The sequence below is a fragment of the Pantoea sp. XAF26B01_ASV70 genome, assembly GCF_054512635.1.
In genome coordinates this window covers 2,253,569-2,277,632 of sequence record NZ_CM137251.1, presented here as the reverse complement: position 1 = coordinate 2,277,632, position 24,064 = coordinate 2,253,569, and the positions used below count along the sequence as shown (strand labels likewise).

General features: G+C 60.0%; 23 protein-coding genes. 15 read left to right on the top strand and 8 right to left on the bottom strand.

The features are described 5' to 3' along the window. Window positions 1-193: 193 nt before the first annotated feature. The 3 genes from ACX8ZY_RS10635 (at window position 194) to ACX8ZY_RS10625 (ending at window position 1,322) form a co-directional block, all read left to right on the top strand. Window positions 194-535, top strand: a complete 342-nt coding sequence (locus tag ACX8ZY_RS10635; RefSeq protein WP_009090299.1) for a helix-turn-helix domain-containing protein — start codon at window positions 194-196, stop codon at window positions 533-535. A gap of 86 nt (window positions 536-621) precedes the next feature. After that, complete coding sequence (locus ACX8ZY_RS10630) at window positions 622-1,056, top strand: ribonuclease domain-containing protein (protein ID WP_010670098.1); 435 nt, start codon at window positions 622-624, stop codon at window positions 1,054-1,056. 2 nt (window positions 1,057-1,058) lie between these two features. Continuing rightward, on the top strand, window positions 1,059-1,322 hold the full coding sequence (locus ACX8ZY_RS10625) for a barstar family protein (RefSeq protein WP_010670099.1): 264 nt from the start codon (window positions 1,059-1,061) through the stop codon (window positions 1,320-1,322). Here ACX8ZY_RS10625 and ACX8ZY_RS10620 read toward each other — a convergent pair. From ACX8ZY_RS10620 to ACX8ZY_RS10605, 4 genes are all read right to left on the bottom strand, one after another. Then, entirely contained in the window at window positions 1,319-3,685 is a 2,367-nt protein-coding gene (locus ACX8ZY_RS10620; protein WP_052272068.1) for a virulence factor SrfC family protein, read from the bottom strand. The genes ACX8ZY_RS10625 and ACX8ZY_RS10620 overlap by 4 nt on opposite strands. Further along, the gene (locus ACX8ZY_RS10615) at window positions 3,682-6,645 is read right to left on the bottom strand and encodes a virulence factor SrfB (RefSeq protein WP_421664948.1); all 2,964 of its coding nucleotides are present in this window, start codon (window positions 6,643-6,645) and stop codon (window positions 3,682-3,684) included. Before ACX8ZY_RS10615 ends, ACX8ZY_RS10620 begins: the two co-directional genes overlap by 4 nt. Before the next feature lie 2 nt (window positions 6,646-6,647). After that, complete coding sequence (locus ACX8ZY_RS10610) at window positions 6,648-8,009, bottom strand: SrfA family protein (RefSeq protein ID WP_421664947.1); 1,362 nt, start codon at window positions 8,007-8,009, stop codon at window positions 6,648-6,650. 172 nt (window positions 8,010-8,181) lie between these two features. Beyond that, window positions 8,182-9,354: a benzoate/H(+) symporter BenE family transporter gene (locus ACX8ZY_RS10605; RefSeq protein WP_421664946.1), complete on the bottom strand. Its 1,173-nt coding sequence runs from the start codon at window positions 9,352-9,354 to the stop codon at window positions 8,182-8,184. 123 nt (window positions 9,355-9,477) lie between these two features. Here ACX8ZY_RS10605 and ACX8ZY_RS10600 point away from each other — a divergent pair, with 123 nt between their 5' ends. From ACX8ZY_RS10600 to ACX8ZY_RS10590, 3 genes are all read left to right on the top strand, one after another. Further along, window positions 9,478-10,035: a helix-turn-helix domain-containing protein gene (locus ACX8ZY_RS10600; RefSeq protein WP_060680161.1), complete on the top strand. Its 558-nt coding sequence runs from the start codon at window positions 9,478-9,480 to the stop codon at window positions 10,033-10,035. 66 nt (window positions 10,036-10,101) lie between these two features. Then, the gene (locus ACX8ZY_RS10595; RefSeq protein WP_010245273.1) at window positions 10,102-10,527 is read left to right on the top strand and encodes a MarR family winged helix-turn-helix transcriptional regulator; all 426 of its coding nucleotides are present in this window, start codon (window positions 10,102-10,104) and stop codon (window positions 10,525-10,527) included. 15 nt (window positions 10,528-10,542) lie between these two features. Then, window positions 10,543-11,103 carry an isochorismatase family protein gene (locus ACX8ZY_RS10590; RefSeq protein ID WP_109650288.1) on the top strand — a complete coding sequence of 187 codons (561 nt, stop codon included), beginning with the start codon at window positions 10,543-10,545 and terminating at the stop codon, window positions 11,101-11,103. Between the two features lie 13 nt (window positions 11,104-11,116). Here ACX8ZY_RS10590 and ACX8ZY_RS10585 read toward each other — a convergent pair whose 3' ends face one another. Then, the gene (locus ACX8ZY_RS10585) at window positions 11,117-11,458 is read right to left on the bottom strand and encodes a contact-dependent growth inhibition system immunity protein (protein WP_172608498.1); all 342 of its coding nucleotides are present in this window, start codon (window positions 11,456-11,458) and stop codon (window positions 11,117-11,119) included. A 21-nt stretch (window positions 11,459-11,479) separates the two neighbouring features. Beyond that, window positions 11,480-13,606: a TonB-dependent receptor PqqU gene (pqqU, locus tag ACX8ZY_RS10580; protein WP_171820330.1), complete on the bottom strand. Its 2,127-nt coding sequence runs from the start codon at window positions 13,604-13,606 to the stop codon at window positions 11,480-11,482. Between the two features lie 194 nt (window positions 13,607-13,800). Here pqqU and ACX8ZY_RS10575 point away from each other — a divergent pair, with 194 nt between their 5' ends. Continuing rightward, on the top strand, window positions 13,801-14,661 hold the full coding sequence (locus ACX8ZY_RS10575) for an NAD(P)-dependent oxidoreductase (RefSeq protein ID WP_010670108.1): 861 nt from the start codon (window positions 13,801-13,803) through the stop codon (window positions 14,659-14,661). Continuing rightward, window positions 14,658-15,437, top strand: coding sequence for an AraC family transcriptional regulator (locus ACX8ZY_RS10570; RefSeq protein WP_010245094.1), 780 nt, complete (start codon window positions 14,658-14,660; stop codon window positions 15,435-15,437). The genes ACX8ZY_RS10575 and ACX8ZY_RS10570 overlap by 4 nt, the downstream gene beginning before the upstream one ends. On the opposite strand, the gene leuA is transcribed toward ACX8ZY_RS10570, so the two are convergent. Both leuA and ACX8ZY_RS10560 read right to left on the bottom strand, forming a co-directional pair. Further along, entirely contained in the window at window positions 15,358-17,073 is a 1,716-nt protein-coding gene (gene leuA, locus ACX8ZY_RS10565; RefSeq protein WP_421664945.1) for a 2-isopropylmalate synthase, read from the bottom strand. The two genes, ACX8ZY_RS10570 and leuA, sit on opposite strands and share 80 nt — an antisense overlap. Then, complete coding sequence (locus ACX8ZY_RS10560; RefSeq protein WP_459259851.1) at window positions 17,054-17,290, bottom strand: hypothetical protein; 237 nt, start codon at window positions 17,288-17,290, stop codon at window positions 17,054-17,056. The genes leuA and ACX8ZY_RS10560 overlap by 20 nt, the downstream gene beginning before the upstream one ends. Before the next feature lie 86 nt (window positions 17,291-17,376). Between ACX8ZY_RS10560 and ACX8ZY_RS10555 the strand changes: the two genes are divergently transcribed. The 7 genes from ACX8ZY_RS10555 (at window position 17,377) to pqqF (ending at window position 24,026) form a co-directional block, all read left to right on the top strand. Next, the gene (locus tag ACX8ZY_RS10555) at window positions 17,377-18,393 is read left to right on the top strand and encodes a dipeptidase (RefSeq protein ID WP_033767177.1); all 1,017 of its coding nucleotides are present in this window, start codon (window positions 17,377-17,379) and stop codon (window positions 18,391-18,393) included. Between the two features lie 143 nt (window positions 18,394-18,536). Further along, the gene (gene pqqA / locus ACX8ZY_RS10550; RefSeq protein ID WP_010245082.1) at window positions 18,537-18,608 is read left to right on the top strand and encodes a pyrroloquinoline quinone precursor peptide PqqA; all 72 of its coding nucleotides are present in this window, start codon (window positions 18,537-18,539) and stop codon (window positions 18,606-18,608) included. Between the two features lie 54 nt (window positions 18,609-18,662). Further along, window positions 18,663-19,580 (top strand): pyrroloquinoline quinone biosynthesis protein PqqB, encoded by a 918-nt coding sequence (gene pqqB / locus ACX8ZY_RS10545; RefSeq protein WP_421664944.1) that lies wholly within the window; start codon window positions 18,663-18,665, stop codon window positions 19,578-19,580. A 3-nt stretch (window positions 19,581-19,583) separates the two neighbouring features. Beyond that, the gene (gene pqqC / locus ACX8ZY_RS10540; protein ID WP_010245074.1) at window positions 19,584-20,339 is read left to right on the top strand and encodes a pyrroloquinoline-quinone synthase PqqC; all 756 of its coding nucleotides are present in this window, start codon (window positions 19,584-19,586) and stop codon (window positions 20,337-20,339) included. A gap of 3 nt (window positions 20,340-20,342) precedes the next feature. Further along, entirely contained in the window at window positions 20,343-20,621 is a 279-nt protein-coding gene (gene pqqD / locus ACX8ZY_RS10535) for a pyrroloquinoline quinone biosynthesis peptide chaperone PqqD (RefSeq protein WP_010245072.1), read from the top strand. Then, complete coding sequence (gene pqqE, locus ACX8ZY_RS10530) at window positions 20,584-21,750, top strand: pyrroloquinoline quinone biosynthesis protein PqqE (protein ID WP_161793189.1); 1,167 nt, start codon at window positions 20,584-20,586, stop codon at window positions 21,748-21,750. The genes pqqD and pqqE overlap by 38 nt, the downstream gene beginning before the upstream one ends. Further along, on the top strand, window positions 21,750-24,026 hold the full coding sequence (gene pqqF / locus ACX8ZY_RS10525; protein ID WP_425021113.1) for a pyrroloquinoline quinone biosynthesis protein PqqF: 2,277 nt from the start codon (window positions 21,750-21,752) through the stop codon (window positions 24,024-24,026). The genes pqqE and pqqF overlap by 1 nt, the downstream gene beginning before the upstream one ends. Window positions 24,027-24,064: the final 38 nt, after the last annotated feature.

The window sequence follows — 24,064 nt, the reverse complement described above, 5'->3', positions numbered from 1 at the left end:
AAGAATAACAGATACACTTTATGTGCGGTTTAGGGCAGGGCGATGAAAGCCTGAACAACTTAGCTAAAACCCCACAAATAGTGCGGCATTTAATGTACTAATAAAACTTGCATTAAATGGCATAGTCAGCCACCCTTAAGTGTAACTGCAACTGATACTAATACTTTTCGCCACGGCGACAGGAGAGACTGGAATGATGAGTGATGCTTTTATTCACGATTTAATCGACTGGATTGATAACAACATCGAAGCACGTCTGGATCTGGATACCGTTTCAGAGCGCGCGGGCTACTCCAAATGGCACCTGCAGCGCATGTTTAAAGAGCACACCGGTTATCCTCTGGGTGAATACATCCGGGTTAAGAAGCTGAAGAAATCAGCCGACCGCCTGACCAGCACTGATGAACCGATTCTCAATGTGGCGATATCGTTAGGTTTCGACTCCCAGCAATCCTTTAACCGCAGCTTCAAACGCCAGTATGGCGTCGCGCCGGGTGCATGGCGTCGGCACAGCGGGGATTCGCACGCAGCATAACCTCGCCAGGGCCAGCTTGTCTGGCCCGCGCTTTTCTCTGCGCGCAAAACTGGTATCATCTGCGTCCTGTCGTCACGGATGCCATCATGTCAAAAAAACTCTGGATTGGACTTTTTCTCGTCCTCGCGGCCTGTTTCTACGGCCTTAAACCCTATCTTAATTCCGTTTCAGCCCCTGCCCAGGCGGATATCGCCACCCTGACTGACGCCCATACCGTGGCGCGCTGGGTGCTGCAGCATCAGCAACTGCCAGACTACTACCTCACCAAAAACGACGCGCGCAAGCGTGGCTGGAATCCGGCCAAAGGCAACCTGTGTGACGTGTTGCCAGGCAGAGCCATTGGCGGCGATCGCTTTACGAACCGTGAAAAGCGTCTGCCCGCGCGTGCGGGCCGTCAGTGGTATGAAGCGGATGTGAATTATCGCTGCGGGCATCGCGACGCCGATCGCCTGGTCTACTCCTCAGACGGGCTGGTGTTTCTCTCCACCGATCACTACCGCAGTTTCAGGCAGGTGCCCTGATCATGCTTAATCTGACCTTTGACCTGCGTCAGCTCACCACGCGCGCGGCGTTTTATCAGCAGTTTGCTGAGCAGAGCGGCTGTCCGCAGACCTTCGGACATAATCTGGATGCGTTATGGGACTGGCTGACGGGCGGGATGGCGCTGCCTGCGACAATGTGGTTGCAGCACTATGCCGCGCATCAGGCCGATTTAGCGCCGGTGCTGGCGCTGCTGGAAGAGGCGGCGCAGTCGCTGGAGGGCGAACTGCGCCTGATCATTGATTAAGCGCGTAGCGGCTTGAGCAGCGCAACCAGCGCTTCGCGTGCTGCCAGTGGCAGATCGCCGCCGCCAGTGTAACCATTGTTCTCAATGATGACCTGGTTCAGCCCCACCAGCCAGTCGTAGATATAGTAGGCCGTGTGGTTGGCCGGGGCGGCAGAGAGTCTGGTCAGACGCTGACCGGAACTGAAGCTGACGCTGGGAGCCGGAGGCCGCGAGAAAATCACCTGACCCCGGTTAACGCGGCTGGCAGGGCGTTCATTTTCAGGACGCTGTAAAAAGCCGAGCCAGGCCACAAAATCCCCCAGCACCGTCATTGCCCGCGTCACCTGACGATCCGCGCGTGATTCATGGCTGACGCTCTGCGTATCGGGCTCATGCAGCGCCTGCTGCAGCTTTTGCGCGATATCGGTGCGGAATCCGGCCGTGATCAGCTCTTCAACCAGCCACTCCATCGTTGGCTTATCCACGTTCAGCAACGCCAGCAGGCTGCGGTTTTCCGGCAGCTGACGCAGATGATCCAGCCACAGAAGCAGCACCTGACGCGGATACTGCTGCGCGCTCTGCAGACTCTGACGCGGCTGAACCGGCGCTTCAGCCGGGCTCTCACTGAACAGATCAAATTCAAACCCGATGCCAAACTGATTTTCCGGGGCCTGAATACTGGCCGGTTTGCTGCCTTGCAAGGCGGACTGATTGAGCCACAGCTGACGCAGCGCCTCACGCGGCGGCTGCAGGCGTTCCAGCAGCTCGCCATGCAGGCCGGTCCGATGCTGTAAACACTTCAGTAGCGTATCGGCGATATTCTGTTTGCGTGCCGCCTGTTCCGGGCTGGCACCCGCTTCGGTCCAGGGCAATAAACGCCGCTCCACCACAGTGTGCTGAATCTGCGCCAGCTGAGCCAGCAGCATGTCGCGGCGGGCTTCCGGCTGCATCTCATCCTGCAACCAGCTCGCCATGCGGTCGACGCCCGCGCGATCCAGTGCCAGCATCGATCCCCAGTGCTGACCGGGCTGTCCCATCTGACGCTGCACCGCTTCATCCACATTGACCTGCTGATGGCGGGCATCGAAAGGGGTAATCGCCCAGATCAGGCGCGGTTTCTCTGCAGATTCCTGTGCGGGCTGCTGACGCTGCCATTCGCGCAGCGTTTCGCTGGCGAGGTCGGCATCCTGACGCTGGCTGGCTGCGGTACAGACCAGCAGCAGATCAATTGCCTGACGCGCGGCGTAAAAACCGGGCAGCAGGGCACGTTTCTGTTCCAGCAGTTGGGCACGCAGCGGATCCTGCTGCTGCAGGCGCTGACGATCTTCCTGGGTTGCCGCGTCACCGGACTGGCCTGGCGCGGGCAGTTCCAGCATATCGGCATCATCATAGAGCGCGGTTCGCGGTGTGGAACTCAGCGGGACCAGCACTTCCAGCGTCAGCAGCGCCAGTAATCCCAGCGGCACGTTCTGCGCCTTACCGATGCGGTTACCATTCAGCGGGCAGACTTCCACCAGCTGCTGCTGATCCTGCTCACTGGCTGGCACAATCAGCTGCTCGGCCGGCAGCAGTGATGTGTCGGTCAGCAGGCTCAGTGGAGCAAGCACCCGGCTGCTGTTACGGAGCTGGTGACGCAGATGCAGCAGGGTGCGCAGCATCTCATTCAGTTCAGGCTGACCAGGCCACAGCAGTGAAAAAAGCTGTACCCGGTCGTCAACGCTGAGCCAGGGCGCCAGCTCAACCGCCTGCGGCCAGAAATGACGATCAAGCCGCGCATCGTGGTGCGCACGGCGACGGCACCAGGACCAGAGTGTCACCAGCGCATCGCCTTCCAGACCCGCCAGCGGCGTGGCGAGGCGATGACGCTGCAGGCGCTGCAGTGCGCTGTCGATCTGTGCGGTGTCGGGCGTTGTCGCGCCGGCACAGGCGACCATCAGCCGTACGATCTCCGCTTCACTCAGCAGCATCAGTTCAACCGGCCACTCGTTTGAAAGCGGCTCGCGCTGATGGCTGAAACGGGTGGCGGTAGCAAAATCGAGGTTGCCGGGATTGATATGCTGAAACCAGTTCAGCAGTTTATCGCCCATGCGGGTCACTAACTGGCCCTGTGCGTCGGCCACCATTTCGTTCAGCAGCCAGGCTTTACCCGCCTGCGACTGACCAAACAGCGCCAGCGTCACCGGACGCGCCACCTGCTGCGCCAGCGCCTGAGTCTGCACGCGCGCCTGGCGCAGTTGCAGCGTCAGGGTTTCTGCTTCCAGCGCCAGACGCGGCGACTGCTCACGGCTGCTCTCAATCCAGGCCAGACTGTTATTCAGGGCGTCCTGCAACAGGCCAAGACGTTTTGCCAGCGTTTGCGGCTGACGGGGTTTCAGGGCTTTCATCGTTTACACACGCTCCCGCTGTCAATCCAGTATTGCGCATTGGCATTGCCGGTCGCCGACAGGGTATTCAGCTTAAGACTCAACTGCTCCAGCGGCACGCGGGTGCCATCATCCAGACGGGCATCGCTCAGCACCAGACTTTCCGGGCCGGACGCGTCGGGTCCGGCTTTTACCGCCAGCCGGATGCGCAGCACGCTCTCACCGGCCACTTTACGCGCCAGGGTGGCGTCGTTCAGCGTCAGGCTATAGAGCGGCGAGGCGGGCCAGCGATCGTTATCAAGCTGGCGGAAGCCGAGACAGACGTTGCCGCGAATACGGAAACTGCGCTTTTTATCCAGCACATAGCCGGGATCGTCGAGGTCAATTTCGCTGTAGCAGAGGTTCTCGTCCGTCAGCGCCTGGTTTTCGTCGAGCATGCCAAGATAGCGAATCGTCGAGTAGGGTTCAAAATCGCCTGCGCGGAACCAGAAGCTGCTGAGGCGCAGATCCAGCGCCAGCAGGCAGAGCATCGCGCCGACCGCCGCGGTCGATTTCGGGTTGTCGATGCGGCCATGTTTGTTAAACGGATACCAGTCGCTGGTGTGATAGCCTTCCAGCGACAGTATACGGCTGCCCGGCAGCGGTTGCAGATGACGCACCAGCGCCTGAATGCCCGGGAAGCGCGACGGGCGACCGGTCAGCAGCAGCACGTCACACTGATAGAGCGACACCACTTCACACATTGAACGCAGCGCCGGGATAATCGCCATCCGGTGCTGCATAAATTCACCGTGCAGCTGTGACAGGCTCACCACCAGCGGCACCTGCAGCAGGTCAAAGCGGCTGTTACCGCCCAGCTCGCGCTGAATCTCGCCGTTGACGAAGGCCAGTATCGCTTCGCCCGGAGGCTGATCGACCAGCTCGCCAAACAGCGCGTTAATCTCCGCATGGCTCTCCAGCGGATCCCAGTTTTCGTAGCGTTCCAGTACCGCCTGCGCCAGCGGAATAAACAGTTGTAAGGTGATCTGCTGACGCAGCGTGGCCTGACCGTCCATGCGGCTGTCGTGACCAAACAGCTTGTTCATCAGCGGTTCCGCCAGCGTCAGGCCCGCTTTCTGCAGATGCTGCTGCAGCGCCGGTAAAATCCACAGCTGAATCACGTCCAGCAGGATATCGTCGCCCGCGACTTTAAAGCCTTCGCGGAACAGCAGTCGCGGCGTGATTTTGACGTTGTTGCCCTGACCATCATCCAGACGATACTGGGTGATGGCGAGGTCAGTAGTGCCGCCGCCGATATCAATCGAGGCGATGCGCAGGCTCTTGCCTGGCAGTTCGTCAGCATCGCGCGGGCGATCCGGACGGGCCATGCTGCTGAAAAAGTCTTCGGCGCGACCGGCAAAGTTGACCTGGGTTTCATTAAACAGCCAGACCATCTGACCACAGGTTGCTTCATCCCACTCCATCTGCACATCCGGCAGCGGTTTCGGGTTCTGACGTGGCAGTGCTGGTGAAAGGTCATCTTCGTCAGCCAGCCAGCCTTCCGCTTTCCAGACCAGCGCCAGCGCTTCCTGCATCCGGCGGCGGAAAATTTCACGCTCCGGCTTCGGCATCGCTGACGGCAGCGTCAGGATCACATGGCGCAGCTGACGCGGCGCGTGGCTCTGCGGCATCCGCTGACGCTGTGCCGCGCTGTTCATCTGCATCAGCGCCTGAGCCAGCAGCTCACACAGCATAAAGGTCATCAGCGAACTGCGGCTGTAGTGCGGAGAAAAGACCGGCAGACGATCGTCCGGTGCCAGCGTCGAGAGCGGCTGGCCTTCGTCGTTGAGCAGGGTGGTAAAGGGCGCGGCATAGGCCAGCGGTTCAGCCTGTTCGCCGGGCGTGTTAAAACGCCAGCCTGGCTGATAGCGCGCCTCATCCCACAGATAACGGCGCGGGCTGGAGAGGCCGGTGCTGCCTTCCAGTCCCACACGCTGCAGGGCCAGACGGCTCGCTTCACGGCCGACGCGCGTCAGAGAAGGCCACATAAAGGCCTGCTCACGACCGCTCTCCAGCGAGAAGTTCGCTTTGCCAAACCGGGTCTCGGCAAACTCCAGACGGCTATCAAACAGCTCGTTGTAAACCTGATGCGGCTGCGACAGATCGCGCAGCTGCAGCTCATAGGTCTGCTTCAGGCCGTTGCTCTCTTCCGGGTGATCTTCCACCAGAATGCCGCAGGTATGGGAGTTACCGACATCCAGAATGATATCGACATTGACCGCCGGGGTCTGCAGCGTGGCGGCCTGAATATGGATCTCGCTGAGGTCGAGCTGTTCGCCCAGCAGTTCCAGCAGATTGAGGTAGTGCGCCTGATACTCAAACTCGCGCAGCGCCTGATTAATCGCCTGTTCGCGGCGATCGGAGACGCGGTCGGTAAAGGATTCGCGCAGCCAGCCGTCAACCCAGGTCAGGTCAAGAAAATCACCCAGCTCGTAGTTGTGCCAGGCGAGCGCAAAGGTCACACCGTTCTGAGCATCAGCCGTGCTGAGGCCGAGCTGTTCACCGCCATCCTGTTCCGCTACGCAGCGGGTATCAAAGGCCAGGCTGACGCGATGGGTATTGCCCGCTGCATCGGGCGCGGGCAGCGCAACCAGACGCATCCGCGCCCAGTTTTCAGGACCGCCGATAAAACGACGTCCGCTGGCGCAGCGCAGCATCGGCAGCGGCAGCCAGCAGGCTGACAGCAGGGACAGTGAGTCCGCCAGCGCGATATCAGACTCCGGGCGCACCACTTCCGCAGCGCCGCCATCTTCCGGATAGAGCAGGAACTTACCGCTGTTGCCATCGACGTTCAGGCGCAGCAGCGGGCCGTTGGCGGTCTGGCGCACAAACTGGCGGCGCGCAGGGGTATCTGAGAGTTGCAGGCCGAAATCCAGAAACTGCACGCCGCTATTTTCAATCAGCGAAATTTTTTGTTTGTCATCGATCAGGGGAGCCAGCATCGTTATTTACTCTCACGCTTAATCGTCATCGGGAAGACCCGGTCATCAGCATACTGCGCTTCACACACTGCGGCGCCGATACTCGCATGGCAGACCAGCAGTGGCATACGGTAGCGCGAACTGTTCTGGCACTTCGCCGTGTAGCGGCTCTCAATCACCAGGTTACCGGCGCTGGTCATGGCCGCGCTGACATCCGCTTTACAGGTGGTATTGCCCTGGGCGATCTGCACGCTGCCTTTGCCGTTTTTAAACTGGAAGCGCATCACCGGAGGCTTACCGGTTGGCGTCGGCATCTGGTCGATAGTGACACGCCAGCGGCCATCAATCACCCGTACCTGGCCATCGCGCACCGCATCCGGCGTCACGATCAGGTCATCGGGTTTGGCCGGAACCGGCGCCGTCACCGTTGTGGCAAGGGTAGCAGATGAGGTTGCCGGTGCGGTATCGGTGGTGGTGTTGGCCGGTTTCTGCGGCTGCGATTCGGGAAGTTTTTCCGGTGCTGCCTGCTCGGCAGGTGGGGTGACGGACGGTGTCGCCGCAACCGGTGCCGGAGTCGCAGCAGGGGCCGGAGTGGATACCGTCGCCGGAGCTGACGCTGGCTTCGCAGTGGCAACCGGTGTTTTTACGGGTTCTGAACGATGCAGCAACACGGCCACCGTCACGGCGGCAGCAATCGCCACCGGCGGTAACAGATACCAGACGCGGAAACGGCGGCGAGCCGCTACAGGCGTCGCCGGCTGAGCTTCAACGGGTGCTGCAACCGGCAGCGGTTCAGCCACAGGTTCAGGTTCAGGCTCAGCGATTATTTCTGGTTCAGCGATGACCGGCGCGGCAGGCAGCTCAGGCAGCGGTTCAACCAGCGCCACCGGCAGGTTCTCTTCCAGCGTGTCACGCAGGCAGGCCAGCGCGTCATCGCGGCTACGCGCCTGGGCATCGACAAAGCCCCAGAAGGTGATGACCGGTTTGCCATCAACCAGATAGACATACTGCTGGTCGGGGAATTGCAGGGTTTTGCTCAGCAGCGCACCAAACAGCCGCATCGATGGGTTCTCTGCCGCGCGCGCGCGCGTACTGAGATCCTGCATATCCTGCTGACAGGCGGTGAGCTGTTGCAGCGCCGCGCGACGTTCATGATCGCTGGCACCCAGCCAGGATTTCACCCGGCCGCTAAAAGGGGCATACCAGTCGAGGCGATCGCCCCGTTCATTGGCCTGAGGAATGGCCAGGCAATCTGCCAGTGCGCTCTGACGGCGCAGGCGCAGGGTTTCACGAATTTGCAATGCTGAGGCGTAGACCGGCTGGCCATTTTCACCTAACGCCAGAACTGCATCTAAATTACCGCTGCGCAGAAAAGTTTTTGCCACCTGTTGGGCCCTTATCGGTCGTTGTCTGAGGCAGAAAATCGCGTGTTATCGACGATTAGGTTGATTTTACGCGGGGCAATGACAAATCAAACGGCAGAAAAAGGGGGTAAATCCACTGCTTTTTTCACCGGCTGACGGAAAAACCACCGCTATTTCAGAGAGTATGACGCAATCAGCCGGATTTGCGCACCAGCAACAGGTGGGCGATGACGCCACCCGTCAGTCCCCAGAAGGCCGGACCAATGCCCAGCAGCGAAACGCCGGATGCGGTGATCAGAAAGGTGATCAGCGCGCTGTCGCGTTCGGCAGGCAGATCCAGTGCGCGGTGGAGGCTGCCACCCAGCGTGGCAAGGAGAGCCAGACCCGCCAGCGCCTCAATCAGCACCACAGGCAGGGCACTGAACAGCACGGCGATCAGCGCACCGGACGCGCCCGCCAGCAGATAGAAGATCCCCGCCAGCGCCGCCGCACGCCAGCGTTGCTGAGGATTTGGGTCGACCTCATCGCTCATGCAGATGGCCGCCGTAATCGCCGCCACGCAGACCGAAAAACCCCCTAATGGCGACAGCAGCAGCGCAATTAATCCGGTCCAGCTCATCAGTGAAGAGACGGGTGGACGGTAGCCGTGCGCCTGTAGCGTGGCGATGCCGGGGGCGTTCTGCGACGCCATCGTCACCAGGAAATAGGGCACGCCGATCCCCAGCAGCGTGGTGAGCGTAAAGTGCGGCATCACGACTTCCGGCATTGCCAGCCTAATCGGCTGCGGCGGAAAGTGGATGGCGTGCTGTGCCAGCGCGACGGCAACACCCACCAGCAGCGTGACCAGAATTGCATAGCGGGCCAGCCAGCGACGGGCCAGCAGCCAGGCCATGCACATGCTGCCGCACAGTACAAAGTTACTTTGCAAATCGGCAAAGGTCTGCAGCCCGAAGCGCAGCAGAATACCTGCCAGCATCGCCGCTGCCAGCGAGGCAGGAATGTAGTTCATCAGCCGGGCAAACAGGCCGGTGACGCCGCACAATACGATCAGCAGGTTGGCGAAAACAAAGACGCCTACCGCCTCATTCAGCGAAATGCCGTGAAAACTGGTCGCCAGCAGCGCAGCGCCGGGCGTTGACCAGGCAGCCAGCACCGGCATGCGGTAGCGCAGTGACAGGCTCAGCGAGGCGATCCCCTGCGCAATGCCCAGCACCGACAGCCAGCCGCCAATCTGCGCGGGCGTGGCGCCCGCCGCCTGAAACATCTGATAGATAATCGCGCCACTGCTACTGTAGCCCACCAGCACAGCCACGAAGCCGGAAACCAGCATCGGCAGGGTAAAACGGGGAGGTTCCGCTCTCGTCATGGTCAGACTCTTTATGAGGTTGTGCGTTATAGCGCACATGGTCGCATGATGCGCTATAACGCACAAGTGTTACACTATTGCCATAACGTCACTCACCAGGATGACGAGAAAGCAGGAGAAAAAATGGCGGATTTTCAGCAACACCTGAGCAGCGCGCTCAGACAGTTGCGGCAGGCCAATGGCTGGAGCCTGACGCTGACGGCGGAGCGAACCGGCGTCAGTAAAGCCATGCTGGGCCAGATTGAGCGCGGCGAATCGAGTCCCACCGTGGCGACGCTGTGGAAGATTGCCACCGGTTTCAACGTTCCCTTTTCCTTTTTTATCGACGGTAGCGTGTTGCCTTCAGGCGCCGCGCCAGGATTCAGTCAGCCCAATGCCGACATGTCGGTACGGTCGCTGCTGCCTTACGATCCGCAACTGCGTTTTGATCTGCTGGCGGTGGAGCTGGCAGCGGGCGCGCAGAGTCATTCTTCGCCCCATGAAGCGGGCTGTGTGGAGCAGGTGGTGGTCATCGAGGGCGAACTACTGCTGGGCGTCGGTGACCTCTGGCGACGTCTGCTCGCCGGGGAGGCATTCCAGTTCAGGGCCGATGTGCTGCACAGCTACCGGAACCCGCTCAGCACGCCGCTGCGCTTCCACAGTCTGATCCACTATCTGCAGCGCCCGGACGTTACAAATTGATACCTGAGCAAACTACACAGTTTACCTTCGTATCTTTATACTTTCGCTTATCGATGGAGACGTGTAATGAGCGATCTGACTGAATCCGCTGCAATGCTGCGCATGCTGGTGGGCAAGCTGGGCCGCCGGTTGCGCGAGTCAGCACCGCCTGGCGAATTAACCTGGTCGCAGGTCGCGGTGCTGGGTCATCTGGTTCGCGATGGGGCGATGACGGTAACGCAACTGGCGGCGGCCGAGGGCGTACGCACCCAGTCAATGGGCGCGACCGTCGCCGGGTTACTGGCGGCGGAACTGGTGACGGGCGAGCCGGATCCCCATGATGGCCGTAAAACCCGCTATCTTCCCACGACGTCCAGCCTGGCGGTGATTACGTCGAGTCGCGCGATGCGCGATGACTGGCTGGTCCGGACGCTGGAAGCGCGACTGAGTCCGGCAGAACAGCAGCAACTGACCGACGTTCTCCCTCTGCTGCAACGACTCACTGACTATTAAATCTGAGGATTCAACATGGCTGTAACCACACTTGATGCAAAAACTGCGCTGATTGTTATCGACCTGCAACATGGCATTGTGGCGCTGCCGCTGGTTCATGAACCGCAGCCGGTGATCGAACGCTGTGCCGGACTGGCTGAGGCGTTTCGCGCGCACGATCTGCCGGTTGTGCTTGTTAACGTGGCCGGTGGGGCGCCGGGCCGCAATGAGCAGGCACGTCACAGCGGCGAATTGCCCGCCGACTGGGCCACGCTGGTTCCGGCGATGACCCCACAGCAAAATGACCTTACGGTCACCAAGAAAACCTGGGGTGCGTTTCACGCCACGGCGTTGCACGATGAGCTGCAAAAGCGCGGCATTACTCAGGTAGTGATTTGTGGTATCGCGACCAGTATCGGCGTGGAATCTACCGCACGACAGGCGTATGAGCTGGGTTACAACGTCACGCTGGCGACCGATGCGATGACCGATCTCAACCTGGATACGCACAACAATAGCGTGAACCTGATCTTCCCGCGCCTGGGTGAAACCGGCAGCTGTGAGGATATTAAGGCGCAGTTAAAATCGCGCGCCTGATTCGCGTGTGACGTTAAGCGTCGGGCCACCGCGACGGTGGCCCGTTGAGGGCAGCCACAGCTCTTATCAAAAAACTGCGCCACGTTTCTCCCCAGGGGGCCGGACGAAACTCTTCACCAGCAATCGCTGACATAATGACATTCAAATCATCATCCTCATTCTGAAGCAGGATGTTTATTTCATTCCGCGCTTCGATAACAGGCATGTCATGATCAATATAGCTCTGAAGCATTTCTTCGAGGGTATTGCCAAAGTCGTCATGGTGGCAGCTTAAAAACACTCTTAACATGCCGGTTAGCGCCGGGTATTGTTTCACGGGTTTATCACCCCATCCACGGATAAGACGTGAGAACATAATGACGTTACCCGTTATAATTTAGCGGAAGGCATAACCCAGCGTTAAACCGACGCTGTAATTGCGGCCCGGCGCAGATTCGAAGTAGCGACCATTACTCTCATTCACAATCACTGAACCCACATAGTGCCGGTCAAACAGGTTATCGACCCGGCCAAACAGATCCAGTGTCCAGTTCTCAACCAGCCACTTATAGCCACTGTTAACCGCTGCAACGGTGTAGGACGGGGTGTTCACGCTATTCTGATCTTCAGCGGCGATCTGGCTCAGATAACGTACCTCACTGCCTGCATAAAAGCCCTGTTCCGGCAGATAACCGAGTCCGGCGTAAGCCATGTTACGGGCAATACCAGGAATGCGGTTGCCGTCACAGCTGTCGCTGCCGCAGGCGTTAGTGCGATAGCGCGCATCCAGCAGGGTGTAGGCCATCTTCAGCCGCCAGTCCCAGGCAAACTGCTGATCCAGGCTTAACTCCAGACCGCGACGGCGGGTCTGACCGGCATTTTTATAGGTAGTGCGTCCGCCACTGCTGGCATCCGCCACAATCTCATCCTGGGTATCGGTCTGGAACAACGCCGCGCTGATCAAGCCATTGCCGATGCGTTTCTTACTACCAATCTCCAGCGTATCGCTGGTGGCCGGTTTCAGCCCCAGATTCAGACCGGTCGCGCCGTCTGAACGGTAAGAGAGCTCATTAATGGTCGGGGTTTCAAAGCCGCGACCGGCGGAGATCCACGCGTTCCAGCCTGGGTCAAAGGCATACTTCAGTGCCGCAGCGGGCAGCCATTTGTGATAGCGCGCATCACCGCTGTCGTCGCCGTTACCGGGCTGAATATAGAAGTCATTAGAGTCAAAGTTAACGGTGCTGAACCGCACACCCGCATCCAGCGACAGCTTATCGGTCAGTTGCCAGGCGGTCTGCAGATAGGGATCGAGCGTCCACATCAGGTTGCGCTCGTTGCGGCGCAGATTGCCCTGTTCGCCCAGCTGTGTCACCCCGTTGCTGACCGTGAAGTTTTCATAGCCCTTGCGGCGCTCGGTCATGGTTTCGTAGTCGAGTCCGCCAGTCAGCGCCACCGGAATCGACAGCAGCGTGTCGCGATGGGTCCAGCGGGTATCGACGCCCTGATAGTGGCGGGTCAGGGCGATCACGCCACCGGGATGAGACGGGTTGCGCTGCACGGCTGCAGGGATCGACTGGAACTGGGTAGTTTCGCGCATGCCAGCATAGAGCATCACGCTTAGGTCGTCATTTTCACTCATCTGGCGCTGATAACGCAGGCCGGCCTGAGTCTGATCGACAGTCTTACGGGTGTTATAAAGCGGGACGTTGCTGACCACCTGACGTGGATTGTCACGCCACTGCGCCTCGGTTAAGCCGCCGGGATCCTGCGCGTCAATGTGAACGCTGTTAAACAGCAGCGTCAGGGTGCTGACATCATCAATACGCACGCCCAGTCGGGCGTTGCCAAGGTTCTTCTGCGCAGCGCTGTGATCACGATAGCCGTGAGTGGTGAAGCGGGAGGCGGAGACGGTGTAGTTCACATCCCCGGCATGGCTGCCGTCACCGGTCGCGCCGCTGGCTTTGACGCTGTTTCGCCAGCTGCCGTAGCTGCCGTACCAGCTGCTGGCTTCAAGCGTGGTCGGCTGCTGACCCTGCTGAGTGGTGACATTGATCACGCCACCCGAAGCGTTGCCATACAGCGCAGAAAACGGGCCGCGCAGCACCTCGACATGATCAATCGAGCCGATATCAATATTGGAGGTCTGCGCCTGACCATCCGGCATGGTGGCCGGGATGCCATCCACGTAGATGCGCAGCCCGCGTACGCCGTAGGTTGAGCGGGAGCCGAAGCCACGCATCGACAGCTGCAGGTCTTGTGCGTAATTCTGTCTGTTCTGGATCTGCAGACCCGGCACGCTGCTGAGGTTTTCCGACAGGTTAACGCGCGGCGCTGCCTGGCGCATATCGTCGCCACTGACCACGCTCAGGGCCGCAGGCGTATCGAGTTCGTTAAGGCCCGTTTCCGGCGGTGCGGCCGTGACGACCAGGGTATTGTCATTATCCGCCGCCGCCACCAGCAGCGGCAGCGGCAAAATGGCAGGCAACATCAACAGCGTCGCCTGGCGCAGAGAGATTATTTTCATTATATGTGGCCTGAAAAAAGAGAGGATATGAACCAGGTGGAACAATTTCCGCATATGGTAAGGGTTTGATGCGCTGGGGTACATCGTTTCGGGCTGGATTTTTTCTCTGTTTACCGCCAGGCTGGAATCCATCTTTTGCAGTGATCAGGCGTCCGATTCACCCGGATGCAGACAAAAAACTCACGGGAGTCAGCATGAAACAACCTGAAGTGGCGGTTCTGGGATTAGGCGCAATGGGGCACGCATTTGCCGCCAACCTGCTGAAAAAAGGCTTTCACGTTCATGGCTGGAACCGCACCCGCGCGCGCGGCGAAGATCTGCTGGATGCGGGTTTGCAGCTGGCTGACTCGCCAGCCGAGGCGGTACGTCAGGCGGATGTCGTGATCGCCATGCTGTCTGATGGCGACACCACTGAGCAGGTGCTGCATCAGGTCAAAGAGGCGTTTAAGCAGGGCGCGACGCTCTGCCAGATGGGCACCATCGGCGTAGAAAAAACCGACGCGCTGATCGCCTTTTTCGCAGAAAAACGCCCCGATTTGTTACTGATCGACGCGCCGGTCTCCGGCACGAAAGCACCAGCAGAGAATGCGCAGGTTCTGGTGCTGGCCAGCGGCGATCAGAGCCGGGCGCAGGCCGCAGAAGCGGTGTTTGCTGCCATCAGTAAAGGCACCCAGTGGCTGGGTGAGGCGGGAAAAAGCACCCGGATGAAGCTGGTCATCAACAGCTGGCTGATTGGCATGATGCAGAGCCTGGCGGAGAGTACCCGGCTGGCAGAGCAGTTCGGCTTTTCCACCGACGATCTCTGGCAGGTGCTGGAGGGCGGTCCGCTGGCCGCACCGTATGCAAAAATGAAGCTCGGGATGATCGCCAGCGACGACTTCACGCCGCAGATGCATCTGGTCTGGGCGCTGAAAGATGCCCGCCTGGCGCTGGATGCCGCAGAGACGCCGCTGCCGGCGCTGGAGAATATCGCACAACTCTGGCAGCAGGCGGTGGAGGCCGGACACGGTGAAGAGGATCTGGCGGTGATCTACCGCTACCTGAAGGCGCAATGAGTCAGCAGCATTTTGACTTCAGCACGCGTCCGCTGGTGCCGCTGGCGCACGATTACCTGCACGGTGCCAGCGAACCCTGGCACCAGCACGCCTGTGCCCAGCTGATCCACACCCTTAGCGGCGTGGTACGGGTAGAGACGGAGTATGGCAGCTGGATTGTGCCGCCGAGTCGCGGCGTCTGGCTGCCCGCATTTACCCGTCATGCGCTGCAGATTACCGGCAGTGTGGCGGCGCGCACGCTGTTTATCGATCCGCTGGCGCGCGCCGATCTGCCCGCCAGTTGTCAGGTGGTGCAAATCTCACCGCTGCTGCGCGAGCTGATTGTCACGGCGCTGAGCCTGCCAGAGCGTTACGCCGCAGGCAGTCGGGCCGAGCGGGTGATGGAGTTAATTCTGGATGAGATTCGGGGCATGGATGTGCTGCCCTTTGCGCTGCCAACGCCCGACAGTCCCCGTTTACAGGCGTTGTGCGAGCTGATTCAGCAGACGCCCGGTGAGAGCTGGACGCTGCTGCGGGCCAGTGCCCACCTGAATGTCTCGGGCCGCACTCTTGCCCGCCATTTTATGCGCGAAACCGGCCTGCAGTTCAGCGACTGGGTGCGGCGCGCCCGACTGGCTATCGCCCTGACGCGACTGGCTCAGGGCGACTCCGTGCTGCGGGTGGCGCTGGAACTGGGCTATGAAAGCCCCAGCGCGTTTAGTGCGATGTTTCGTCGTCTGCTGGGCGTCTCTCCGACTGACTACTTTCCGCCTGCAGAAACTGGCCTGCCGCGCTGAGCAGCGCCTGCAGGGCTGCGCGGGCGGTGTCATTGTCGATACTTACTCCCCAGGCTCGCGCGCCACGGGCATCCACGCAGCTGATATAGGCCACCGAGCGGCTGTCACTGCGTCGTCCCAGCGTATGCTCGTGATAGTCCTCAATGGTCAGATGCAGATCAAACGCGCTGCGCAGGGCATTGACCGCCGCCGACAGCCAGCCGTTGCCGCTGCCGGTCAGCATCAGCGATTGCGTCTGATACACCACGCTGGCGCTAATCTGCGTCTGCCCGCCGCTGTCACTCTGGCTGTCAGCCCGCTGTAAGGCCACCGCGGGCTGCGTGACGCCATACTGGCGGCAGAAGAGCTGCCACAGCGCGTAGTGCGTCATCTCTCCGCCGTGCCGGTCAGTCTCCTGCTGAACACAGCGGCTGAAATCCTGCTGCAGCGCTCGCGGCATTTGTAACCCGTGATTCTGCTCCAGCAGCCAGGCAGCCCCGCTTTTTCCCGACTGGCTGTTAACGCGGATAACCGCCTCATAGCTACAGCCAATGTCGGCCGGGTCCAGCGGCAGGTAAGGCATCTGCCACTCTGTTTCCTGCTGTTCGGCGCGGATGGCGAACCCTTTTTTAATCGCATCCTGATGAGAACCGGAGAAGGCGGTGAAGACCAGCTCGCCCGCATAGGGATGGCGCGGATGAACCGGCAGCTGGTTGCAGCGGGTTACCACTTCAATTACCTCATGCATCTGGCTGAAATCGAGCTGGGGCGAAACGCCCTGGGTATAGAGATTCAGCGCCAGCGTCACCAGGTCCACATTGCCGGTGCGTTCACCGTTACCAAACAGACAGCCCTCGACCCGGTCAGCGCCCGCCAGCAGCGCCAGTTCTGCGCAGGCGACGCCGGTGCCGCGATCGTTGTGCGGATGCACGCTGATGCAGACGGCATCACGGCGGCTGAAGTGACGGCAGAAAAACTCAATCTGATCGGCATAAACGTTGGGTGTGTTCACCTCCACCGTGGCGGGAAGGTTAATGATCATCGGGCGCTGCGCGTCCGGTTGCCAGACATCGGCTACCGCCTCGCAGATCTCCAGCACAAACTCCGGCTCGGTAAAGCAGAAGGTCTCTGGCGAATATTCAAAGGTCCAGTAGGTTTCCGGCTGCGCCTCGCATTCGGCGCGGATCTGCCGTGCACCAGCGGTGGCCAGCGCCACGATTTCCGCTTTGCTCTGCTTAAATACCCGCTCGCGAAACAGCGGCGCGGTGGCGTTATAGAGATGCACGATGGCGCGTGGCACACCCCGCAGCGCCACAAACGTGCGGGCAATCAGGTCCTCACGCGCCTGAGTCAGCACCTGTAACGTCACATCCTCCGGGATACGCTGCTGCTCAATCAGGTCGCGGACGAAATCGAAATCAGTCTGCGACGCAGAGGGAAAGGCGACCTCGATCTCCCGGAACCCGCAGCGCAGCAGCAGATCCCAGAAGGCCATTTTGCGTTCCCGATCCATCGGTTCTGCCAGCGCCTGATTGCCGTCACGCAAATCGGTGGAGAGCCAGCGCGGCGCCTGGGTCAGCTGGCGTGAGGGCCACTGGCGATCGGGCAGGGCGATCAGCGGGGAGGGACGATATTTATCAGCGGGTTGGGTCAGCATAAGAGTCTCCTGTGGTTTTTTTACCAGTCTGCCGACACGCCTCCGGGTCCGCGCGCGCAGGGCTGACAACCTGACGCGCAAAAGTGACAATACCCTGCATGACCTGCATGACCTGCATGACCTGCATGACCTGCATGACCTGCATGACCTGCATGACCTGCATGACCTGCATGACCTGCATGACCTGCATGACCTGCATGACCTGCATGACCTGCATGACCTGCGTGGCCCTGCGTGCGCTCTGGTTTGGTGAATCCGCCGGGCAGGGTTAGCATGGTCGCCTGTTTATTTGGGTGGACTCATATGCTGATTTTTGACGGTCACAACGATCTGTTGCTTAATCTCTGGCTGCATCATCGTGATGCGCCCGCGCAGGCGTTTTATCAGGGGATTGAACGGGGCCACCTCGATTTTCCGCGCATTCAGCAGGGCGGGCTCGGCGGCGGGCTGTTTGCAATCTTTGTGCCTCCGCAGGAGTACATTGCCCGCACCGTTCCGGCACGTGCCGACGAGCCGTTTCAACCGCTTCAGATCATGTGGCAACAGCTTGAGATCCTGCAGCAGCTGGCTGATGCGTCAGGCGGGCGGGCGCGACTCTGCCGCAGCCATGACGAGATCGTCGCCTGCCGCGCCGCAGGCGTACTGGCGATGGTGGCACACATCGAAGGTGCTGATGCGCTGGATGAGGAGGGCGAGCAACTGCACGCCTTCTGGCAGGCGGGGGTGCGCAGCATCGGGCCATTCTGGAATCTGGCCAGCCGCTTTGGTGAAGGCGTCAGCGGCACCTTTCCTGGCTCGCCCGACACCGGGCCAGGCCTGACCCGCGCCGGAGAGAGGCTGATTCAGCAGGCGAGTGACCTGAAGATGATGATTGACGTGTCGCATATGAATGCAAAAGCCTTTTGGGACACCGCCCGGCTCTCCAGCGCGCCGCTGGTCGCCAGCCACTCCAACGCGCATGCTCTCTGTCCGCAGCCGCGTAATCTGACGGATGACCAGCTGGTGGCAATCCGCGACAGCGGCGGTCTGGTCGGCATTAATTTCGGCAACGCTTTTCTGCGCGCCGACGGTAAACGCGACGCTGACACGCCATTAACAGAAATTGTTAAGCATTGTGATCACTTGTTGAAGATAATGGGCAGCGACCATGTAGCCTTTGGCTCTGATTTCGACGGGATTACCCCACCGGCTGCGCTGGGCGATGTCAGCGGATTGCCGCGATTGCTCGCCGCTTTTCAGGAAGCGGGCTATGATCAGACACTGACAGAGAAACTGGCATGGGGAAACTGGCAGCGGGTTTTACATCTGACCGGGCTGTGATAACAATTTCCTGATGTTCCGGGCTTGATCCCGACGCGCCATTGGCGCAACATCTGCCTGGAAATTGTGACGGCGGTCTCATTCAATGCCGGTCACACTGATTTCAGGCAGCTCATTTACTGTTAACCAAGAGGAAGTAACTCATGTGGAAAAAACCAACTTTCGTTGATATGCGTCTCGGTCTGGAAGTGACTCTCTACATCTCCAACCGTTAATCGTTCTGCCCGCCCTCTGAGCGGGCATTTTTTTTCAACTTCTGGTTTTCCTCTATGTTTATCAAAATCCTCGGTTCAGCCGCGGGCGGCGGGTTTCCGCAGTGGAACTGTAACTGCGCCAACTGCCACGGCGTGCGTAACGGCACGATTCAGGCCCAGGCACGCACGCAATCGTCGATTATCCTCAGCGATAACGGCGAAGATTGGGTGTTATGCAACGCTTCACCCGACATCAGCCAGCAGATCCTGCATACGCCAGAACTGACCCGCAAAGGGGTGTTACGCGGCACGGCGATCGGCGCGATTATCCTTACCGACAGCCAGATCGATCACACCACCGGGCTGCTGAGCCTGCGTGAGGGCTGTCCGCATCAGGTGTGGTGCACGCCGGAAGTGCATGGTGACCTCAGCACCGGCTTCCCGATATTTCCTATGCTCACCCACTGGAATGGCGGCTTACAGCACCGTCCCATTGCGCCACTGACGCCGTTCAGCGTCGATGTCTGTGGTGATCTACAGTTCACCGCAATTCCGATTATCAGTAATGCACCCCCTTACTCGCCGTATCGCGACCGGCCGCTGCCGGGCCATAACGTGGCGCTGTTTATTGAAAACCGCGCGAATGGACAGACGCTGCTTTACGCGCCAGGCCTGGGCGAGCCGGATGCGGTGATCCTGCCGTGGCTGCAAAAAGCGGATTGCCTGCTGATTGATGGTACCGTCTGGCAGGATGATGAGCTGCTGACTATTGGCGTGGGTCATAACACCGGCAAGGCGATGGGCCATCTGGCGCTGGCGGAAGAGCAGGGGCTGATGGCACTGCTGGCGTCGCTGCCGGCAAAACGCAAAATTCTGATCCACATTAACAACACCAATCCGATCCTTAACGAGCAGTCACCGCAGCGTCAGTTTCTGACGGAGCAGGGAATAGAGGTGAGCTGGGACGGAATGGCGATCCACCTTCAGGGCTAAAACATGCAGATCACTGACACGCTGTCGCCGCAGGCTTTTGAACAGGCCCTGCGCGACAAAGGCGCTTACTACCATATCCATCACCCGTATCACATCGCGATGCATAACGGTCAGGCCACGCGCGAGCAGATTCAGGGCTGGGTGGCGAATCGTTTCTATTACCAGACCACCATTCCCCTGAAAGATGCGGCGATCATGGCCAACTGCCCCGATCCGGCTACCCGCCGTAAGTGGGTGCAGCGCATCCTCGACCACGACGGCAGCAACGGCGAAGAGGGCGGCATTGAGGCCTGGCTGCGGCTGGGCGAGGCGGTCGGGCTGACGCGCGAAGAACTACTTTCAGAGCAGCATGTGCTGCCGGGCGTGCGGTTTGCGGTGGATGCTTATATTAACTTTGCCCGCCGTGCCAACTGGCAGGAGGCGGCCTGCAGCTCACTCACCGAGCTGTTCGCCCCGCAGATCCACCAGTCACGGCTCGACAGCTGGCCGCAGCACTATCCGTGGATCAAAGAAGAGGGCTATTTCTACTTCCGCAGTCGCCTGGGTCAGGCGAACCGCGATGTGGAACATGGCCTGGCGCTGGCGCTGGAATATTTCACCACCGCTGAGACGCAGAACCGCATGCTGGAAATTTTGCAGTTTAAGCTCGATATTTTATGGAGCATGCTGGACGCCATGACCATGGCATACGAGCTGAAACGTCCGCCTTATCACACCGTGACTGATAAAGCGGCGTGGCACACCACCCGACTGGTATAACAGATGAATGAAAACTCGATTGCCGCGTTTCGTCGCGGCTACCGCATGCAGTGGGAAGCCGCCCAGGATACCCATGTGGTGCTCTATCCCGAAGGCATGGCGAAGCTGAACGAAACCGCCGCCGCCATCCTTGAACTGGTGGATGGCAAGCAGGATATCGCCGCGATTATCGCAACGCTGGATAGCCGTTTTCCGGAAGCGGGCGGCGTGGGTGCAGACGTTTTAGAGTTCCTGCAATCAGCCTATGAACAGAAGTGGATACAGTTCCGTGACCCCGCATAAACCTGACGTGAATCCGCCGCTCTGGCTGCTGGCCGAGCTGACCTATCGCTGTCCGCTGCAGTGTCCCTACTGCTCCAACCCGCTGGATTTCGCCCAGCAGGAGAAGGAGCTGACCACCGAGCAGTGGATTGAGGTGTTTCGTCAGGCGCGGGCGATGGGCAGCGTGCAGCTCGGATTCTCGGGCGGCGAGCCGCTGGTCCGTAAAGATCTGCCGGAGCTCATCAAAGCGGCGCGCGACCTCGGCTTCTACACCAACCTGATCACCTCGGGCATCGGCCTGACGGAGAAGAAGCTGGATGCGTTCAGCGAGGCGGGTCTGGATCATATCCAGATCAGCTTCCAGGCGAGTGACGAAACCCTGAATGCGGCGCTGGCCGGTTCGAAAAAAGCGTTTCAGCAGAAGCTGGAGATGGCGAAAGCGGTGAAAGCCCACGGCTATCCGATGGTGCTGAACTTTGTACTGCATCGCCATAACATCGACCAGATCGACAGGATTATCGACCTCTGCATTGAGCTGGAAGCGGATGACGTAGAACTGGCGACCTGTCAGTTCTACGGCTGGGCGCAGCTTAACCGTGAAGGCCTGCTGCCCACCCGCGAGCAGATCGCCCGCGCAGAGGCGGTGGTGAAAACCTACCGCGAGCGGATGAGCACCACCGGCAATCTGACCAACCTGCTGTTTGTGACGCCAGACTACTACGAAGAGCGCCCTAAGCCCTGCATGGGTGGCTGGGGCGCCATCTTCCTCAGCGTTACGCCAGAGGGCACCGCGCTGCCGTGCCACAGTGCGCGTCAGCTCCCGGTAGAATTTCCCTCAGTGCTGACGCAAAGTCTGGACGATATCTGGTATAACTCATTCGGCTTCAACCGTTATCGCGGTTTTGACTGGATGCCAGAGCCATGCCGCTCCTGTGATGAGAAAGAGAAAGATTTTGGCGGCTGTCGCTGTCAGGCTTACATGCTGACCGGCAATGCCGACAACACCGATCCGGTTTGCAGCAAATCACCGCATCACGGCAAAATCCTTGACGCCCGGCGTGAGGCGGATTGCAGCGACATTAAAATTGGTCAGCTGCAGTTCCGTAACCGCAGCAACTCACAACTGATCTATAAAACACGGAACCTCTGATGAAAACGCGTTGCCTGGAGATAAACGGTCTGACGGTTGAACTGGTGCATCAGCCCGATGCCAGCCAGGCCGCCGCCCTGATTCAGGTGGGCGCGGGGAGTCACGACGAACCCGATCGCTGGCCCGGACTGGCGCATCTGCTGGAACATCTGCTGTTCACCGGCAGCACCGGCTGGCCTGATGAGGGCCGGTTGATGAGCTGGATTCAGACGCAGGGTGGCAGGGTTAACGCCACCACGCTGGCCCGGCGCAGCGCGTTCTTTTTTGAGGTCACGCCGTCGCTGCTGGCTGAGGGGCTGGCGCGGCTGCAGGATATGGTCTGCCATCCGCTGCTTGATAATCAGGCGATCGGTCAGGAAGTGGCGGTGATTGATGCAGAATATCAGCTATTGCAGCGTCATCAGCCGTCACGCATTGAAGCCGCACTGCTGCACGCCGCCGCGTCACCTGTGGAATTCCACCGGTTCCATATTGGCAGCCGGGCGAGTTTTGGCGATGAGCTCTCTGCACTGCAGCGGGCGTTGCGCCAGTTCCACCAGCGCTACTACTTCGCCAGCAATATGCGGCTCTGGCTGCAGGGGCCACACTCACTGGATGAGCTGGAACAGCTGGCGCGTAACGTTGCTGCCGCGCTGCCCTCCGGTCAGTGGCGACAGGATCTGCCACCGCCGCAGCTGACCAGCGATACCTGCTGGCAGCTGGCAGAGACCGCACCTGGGGCGCTATGGCGCAGCTGGATACTGGATAAGAGTGACGGTGTCACGTTGTGGCGTGAATTTCTGCTGGATGAAGCACCCGGATCGCTGCTGGCTACCCTTCGTGAGCAGGGGCTGGCGGAGTCGCTGGAGCTGAAGTGGATCTATCAGGCGGGAGGCGCGCTCTGGCTGGCGCTGGGCGTTGAAACGCATCAACCCGAAACCGTTAATGTCTTGATCGACCGTTATCTGGATGCACTGCGCCAGACGAATGCGCCACAACATCAACACTACCACCAGCTGGCGCAGCAGCGATTTGTGACACTGTCACCGATGGAGCAGTTACGCCAGCGCGCAATCGGCTTTGCGCCAGATGAAGCCGTGCCTGCGTTACAGCCGCTGCTGGCGCGTCTCACCGACGCGCCGGGCACGCTGCTGTTCTGCACCTCGCACCCGGCTGAGGAAACCCTTCAGACGCAGGGGTTCAGCCTTGCGCTGACCGCCTGGCAGCCAGCCCCGTCTGAGGCGCTACCTCCGGCGCATTTCACATTCTACCCGTTCGAGACTGCCTTAACGTCTGAGCCGCTGCCCGCACAGGCGGTGGCATTGCCGCATCATCAGCCTGATGACCTGCAGGCGACGCTGATCCTGCGACCAGAGTTCTGGTCAACGTTCACCGAAGCGGCAGGCGAAGCGCTGGGCCGGCGGTTACGTCCGCTGTTTGCCGCTTTGCGTCATCAGGGCGGCAACGGCAGCTGGCAGGAAGTGGAGGGCGTGTGGCAACTGACGCTACAACTGACGCCGGATGAGGCGGTGGCTGACCGGGCGCTGAGCCAGATTGTCGCCGCACTGACGCTGTCGGTTGAGGCGGCGCAGCCTTCTTCGGGGGAAAGCATCGCGATTCGTGCACTGCTGCGGCAGTTGCCTTATCAACTGGCCGCCACTATTACGCCACATTGCTGGCGGGCGGCGCTGAAAGGCGGCAACGCGGCACTGCATTCACTGATTGCCCGGCGGCTGAGCGCACTGTCGCTACCGGTTAACCCTGACACGCCGCCAAAGCGCATGACGACACAAACCGGTATGACGCGCCTGCCACACAGCAGCGCGGACAATGCTCTGCTGCTGTTTATCCCGCTGCATCGACCTGAACAGCTGGCGGCGCTACGCGCGCTGGCGTTGATCTACGAGCCGCGCTTTTTCCAGCGCTATCGCGTTGAGCAGCCTATCGGTTATGTGGTCAGCAGCCGCTATATGCGCTGTGCCGATGAAGATGGGGTACTGTTTGCGCTGCAGTCGCCCGATTACAGCGCGCTGTCACTGCTGCGCTACTGCCGCAACTTCCTGCGGTCACTGAACGAGACGCTGGCGGGTTACGATCTGGCGGCACTGAAAGCGCGTCTTCTGAGCCGGGAAGTGGATCAGCCACTGGCGTGCTTACGCGCAGACAATGGCCTGGCAGAACCGGATACGAAGCAGATTGAGGCGCTGACACTTGCGGATCTGCAACAGCTTCACCGCACGCTGATTCAGGATCGCCGCCGCTGGCGGGTGCTGTTCACCGGCGGCGAGAATGTGTAGCGCCCGGTATAAAGTTGCTGAATTTATTTGAAAATTAC

Excerpts from the sequence above, each read along its gene's own strand:
- ACX8ZY_RS10630 (WP_010670098.1), top strand. The coding sequence starts at position 622 with ATGTCAAAAAAACTCTGGATTGGACTTTTTCTCGTCCTCGCGGCCTGT.
- ACX8ZY_RS10570 (WP_010245094.1), top strand. The coding sequence starts at position 14,658 with ATGAGTCAGCAGCATTTTGACTTCAGCACGCGTCCGCTGGTGCCGCTG.
- pqqB (WP_421664944.1), top strand. The coding sequence starts at position 18,663 with ATGTTTATCAAAATCCTCGGTTCAGCCGCGGGCGGCGGGTTTCCGCAG.
- pqqC (WP_010245074.1), top strand. The coding sequence starts at position 19,584 with ATGCAGATCACTGACACGCTGTCGCCGCAGGCTTTTGAACAGGCCCTG.
- leuA (WP_421664945.1), bottom strand. The coding sequence starts at position 17,073 with ATGCTGACCCAACCCGCTGATAAATATCGTCCCTCCCCGCTGATCGCC.
- ACX8ZY_RS10600 (WP_060680161.1), top strand. The coding sequence starts at position 9,478 with ATGGCGGATTTTCAGCAACACCTGAGCAGCGCGCTCAGACAGTTGCGG.
- pqqE (WP_161793189.1), top strand. The coding sequence starts at position 20,584 with ATGAACAGAAGTGGATACAGTTCCGTGACCCCGCATAAACCTGACGTG.
- ACX8ZY_RS10590 (WP_109650288.1), top strand. The coding sequence starts at position 10,543 with ATGGCTGTAACCACACTTGATGCAAAAACTGCGCTGATTGTTATCGAC.
- ACX8ZY_RS10595 (WP_010245273.1), top strand. The coding sequence starts at position 10,102 with ATGAGCGATCTGACTGAATCCGCTGCAATGCTGCGCATGCTGGTGGGC.
- pqqD (WP_010245072.1), top strand. The coding sequence starts at position 20,343 with ATGAATGAAAACTCGATTGCCGCGTTTCGTCGCGGCTACCGCATGCAG.
- ACX8ZY_RS10620 (WP_052272068.1), bottom strand. The coding sequence starts at position 3,685 with ATGAAAGCCCTGAAACCCCGTCAGCCGCAAACGCTGGCAAAACGTCTT.
- ACX8ZY_RS10615 (WP_421664948.1), bottom strand. The coding sequence starts at position 6,645 with ATGCTGGCTCCCCTGATCGATGACAAACAAAAAATTTCGCTGATTGAA.
- pqqU (WP_171820330.1), bottom strand. The coding sequence starts at position 13,606 with ATGAAAATAATCTCTCTGCGCCAGGCGACGCTGTTGATGTTGCCTGCC.
- ACX8ZY_RS10560 (WP_459259851.1), bottom strand. The coding sequence starts at position 17,290 with ATGCAGGTCATGCAGGTCATGCAGGTCATGCAGGTCATGCAGGTCATG.
- ACX8ZY_RS10575 (WP_010670108.1), top strand. The coding sequence starts at position 13,801 with ATGAAACAACCTGAAGTGGCGGTTCTGGGATTAGGCGCAATGGGGCAC.
- ACX8ZY_RS10625 (WP_010670099.1), top strand. The coding sequence starts at position 1,059 with ATGCTTAATCTGACCTTTGACCTGCGTCAGCTCACCACGCGCGCGGCG.
- ACX8ZY_RS10635 (WP_009090299.1), top strand. The coding sequence starts at position 194 with ATGATGAGTGATGCTTTTATTCACGATTTAATCGACTGGATTGATAAC.
- ACX8ZY_RS10585 (WP_172608498.1), bottom strand. The coding sequence starts at position 11,458 with ATGTTCTCACGTCTTATCCGTGGATGGGGTGATAAACCCGTGAAACAA.
- ACX8ZY_RS10555 (WP_033767177.1), top strand. The coding sequence starts at position 17,377 with ATGCTGATTTTTGACGGTCACAACGATCTGTTGCTTAATCTCTGGCTG.
- pqqF (WP_425021113.1), top strand. The coding sequence starts at position 21,750 with ATGAAAACGCGTTGCCTGGAGATAAACGGTCTGACGGTTGAACTGGTG.
- ACX8ZY_RS10605 (WP_421664946.1), bottom strand. The coding sequence starts at position 9,354 with ATGACGAGAGCGGAACCTCCCCGTTTTACCCTGCCGATGCTGGTTTCC.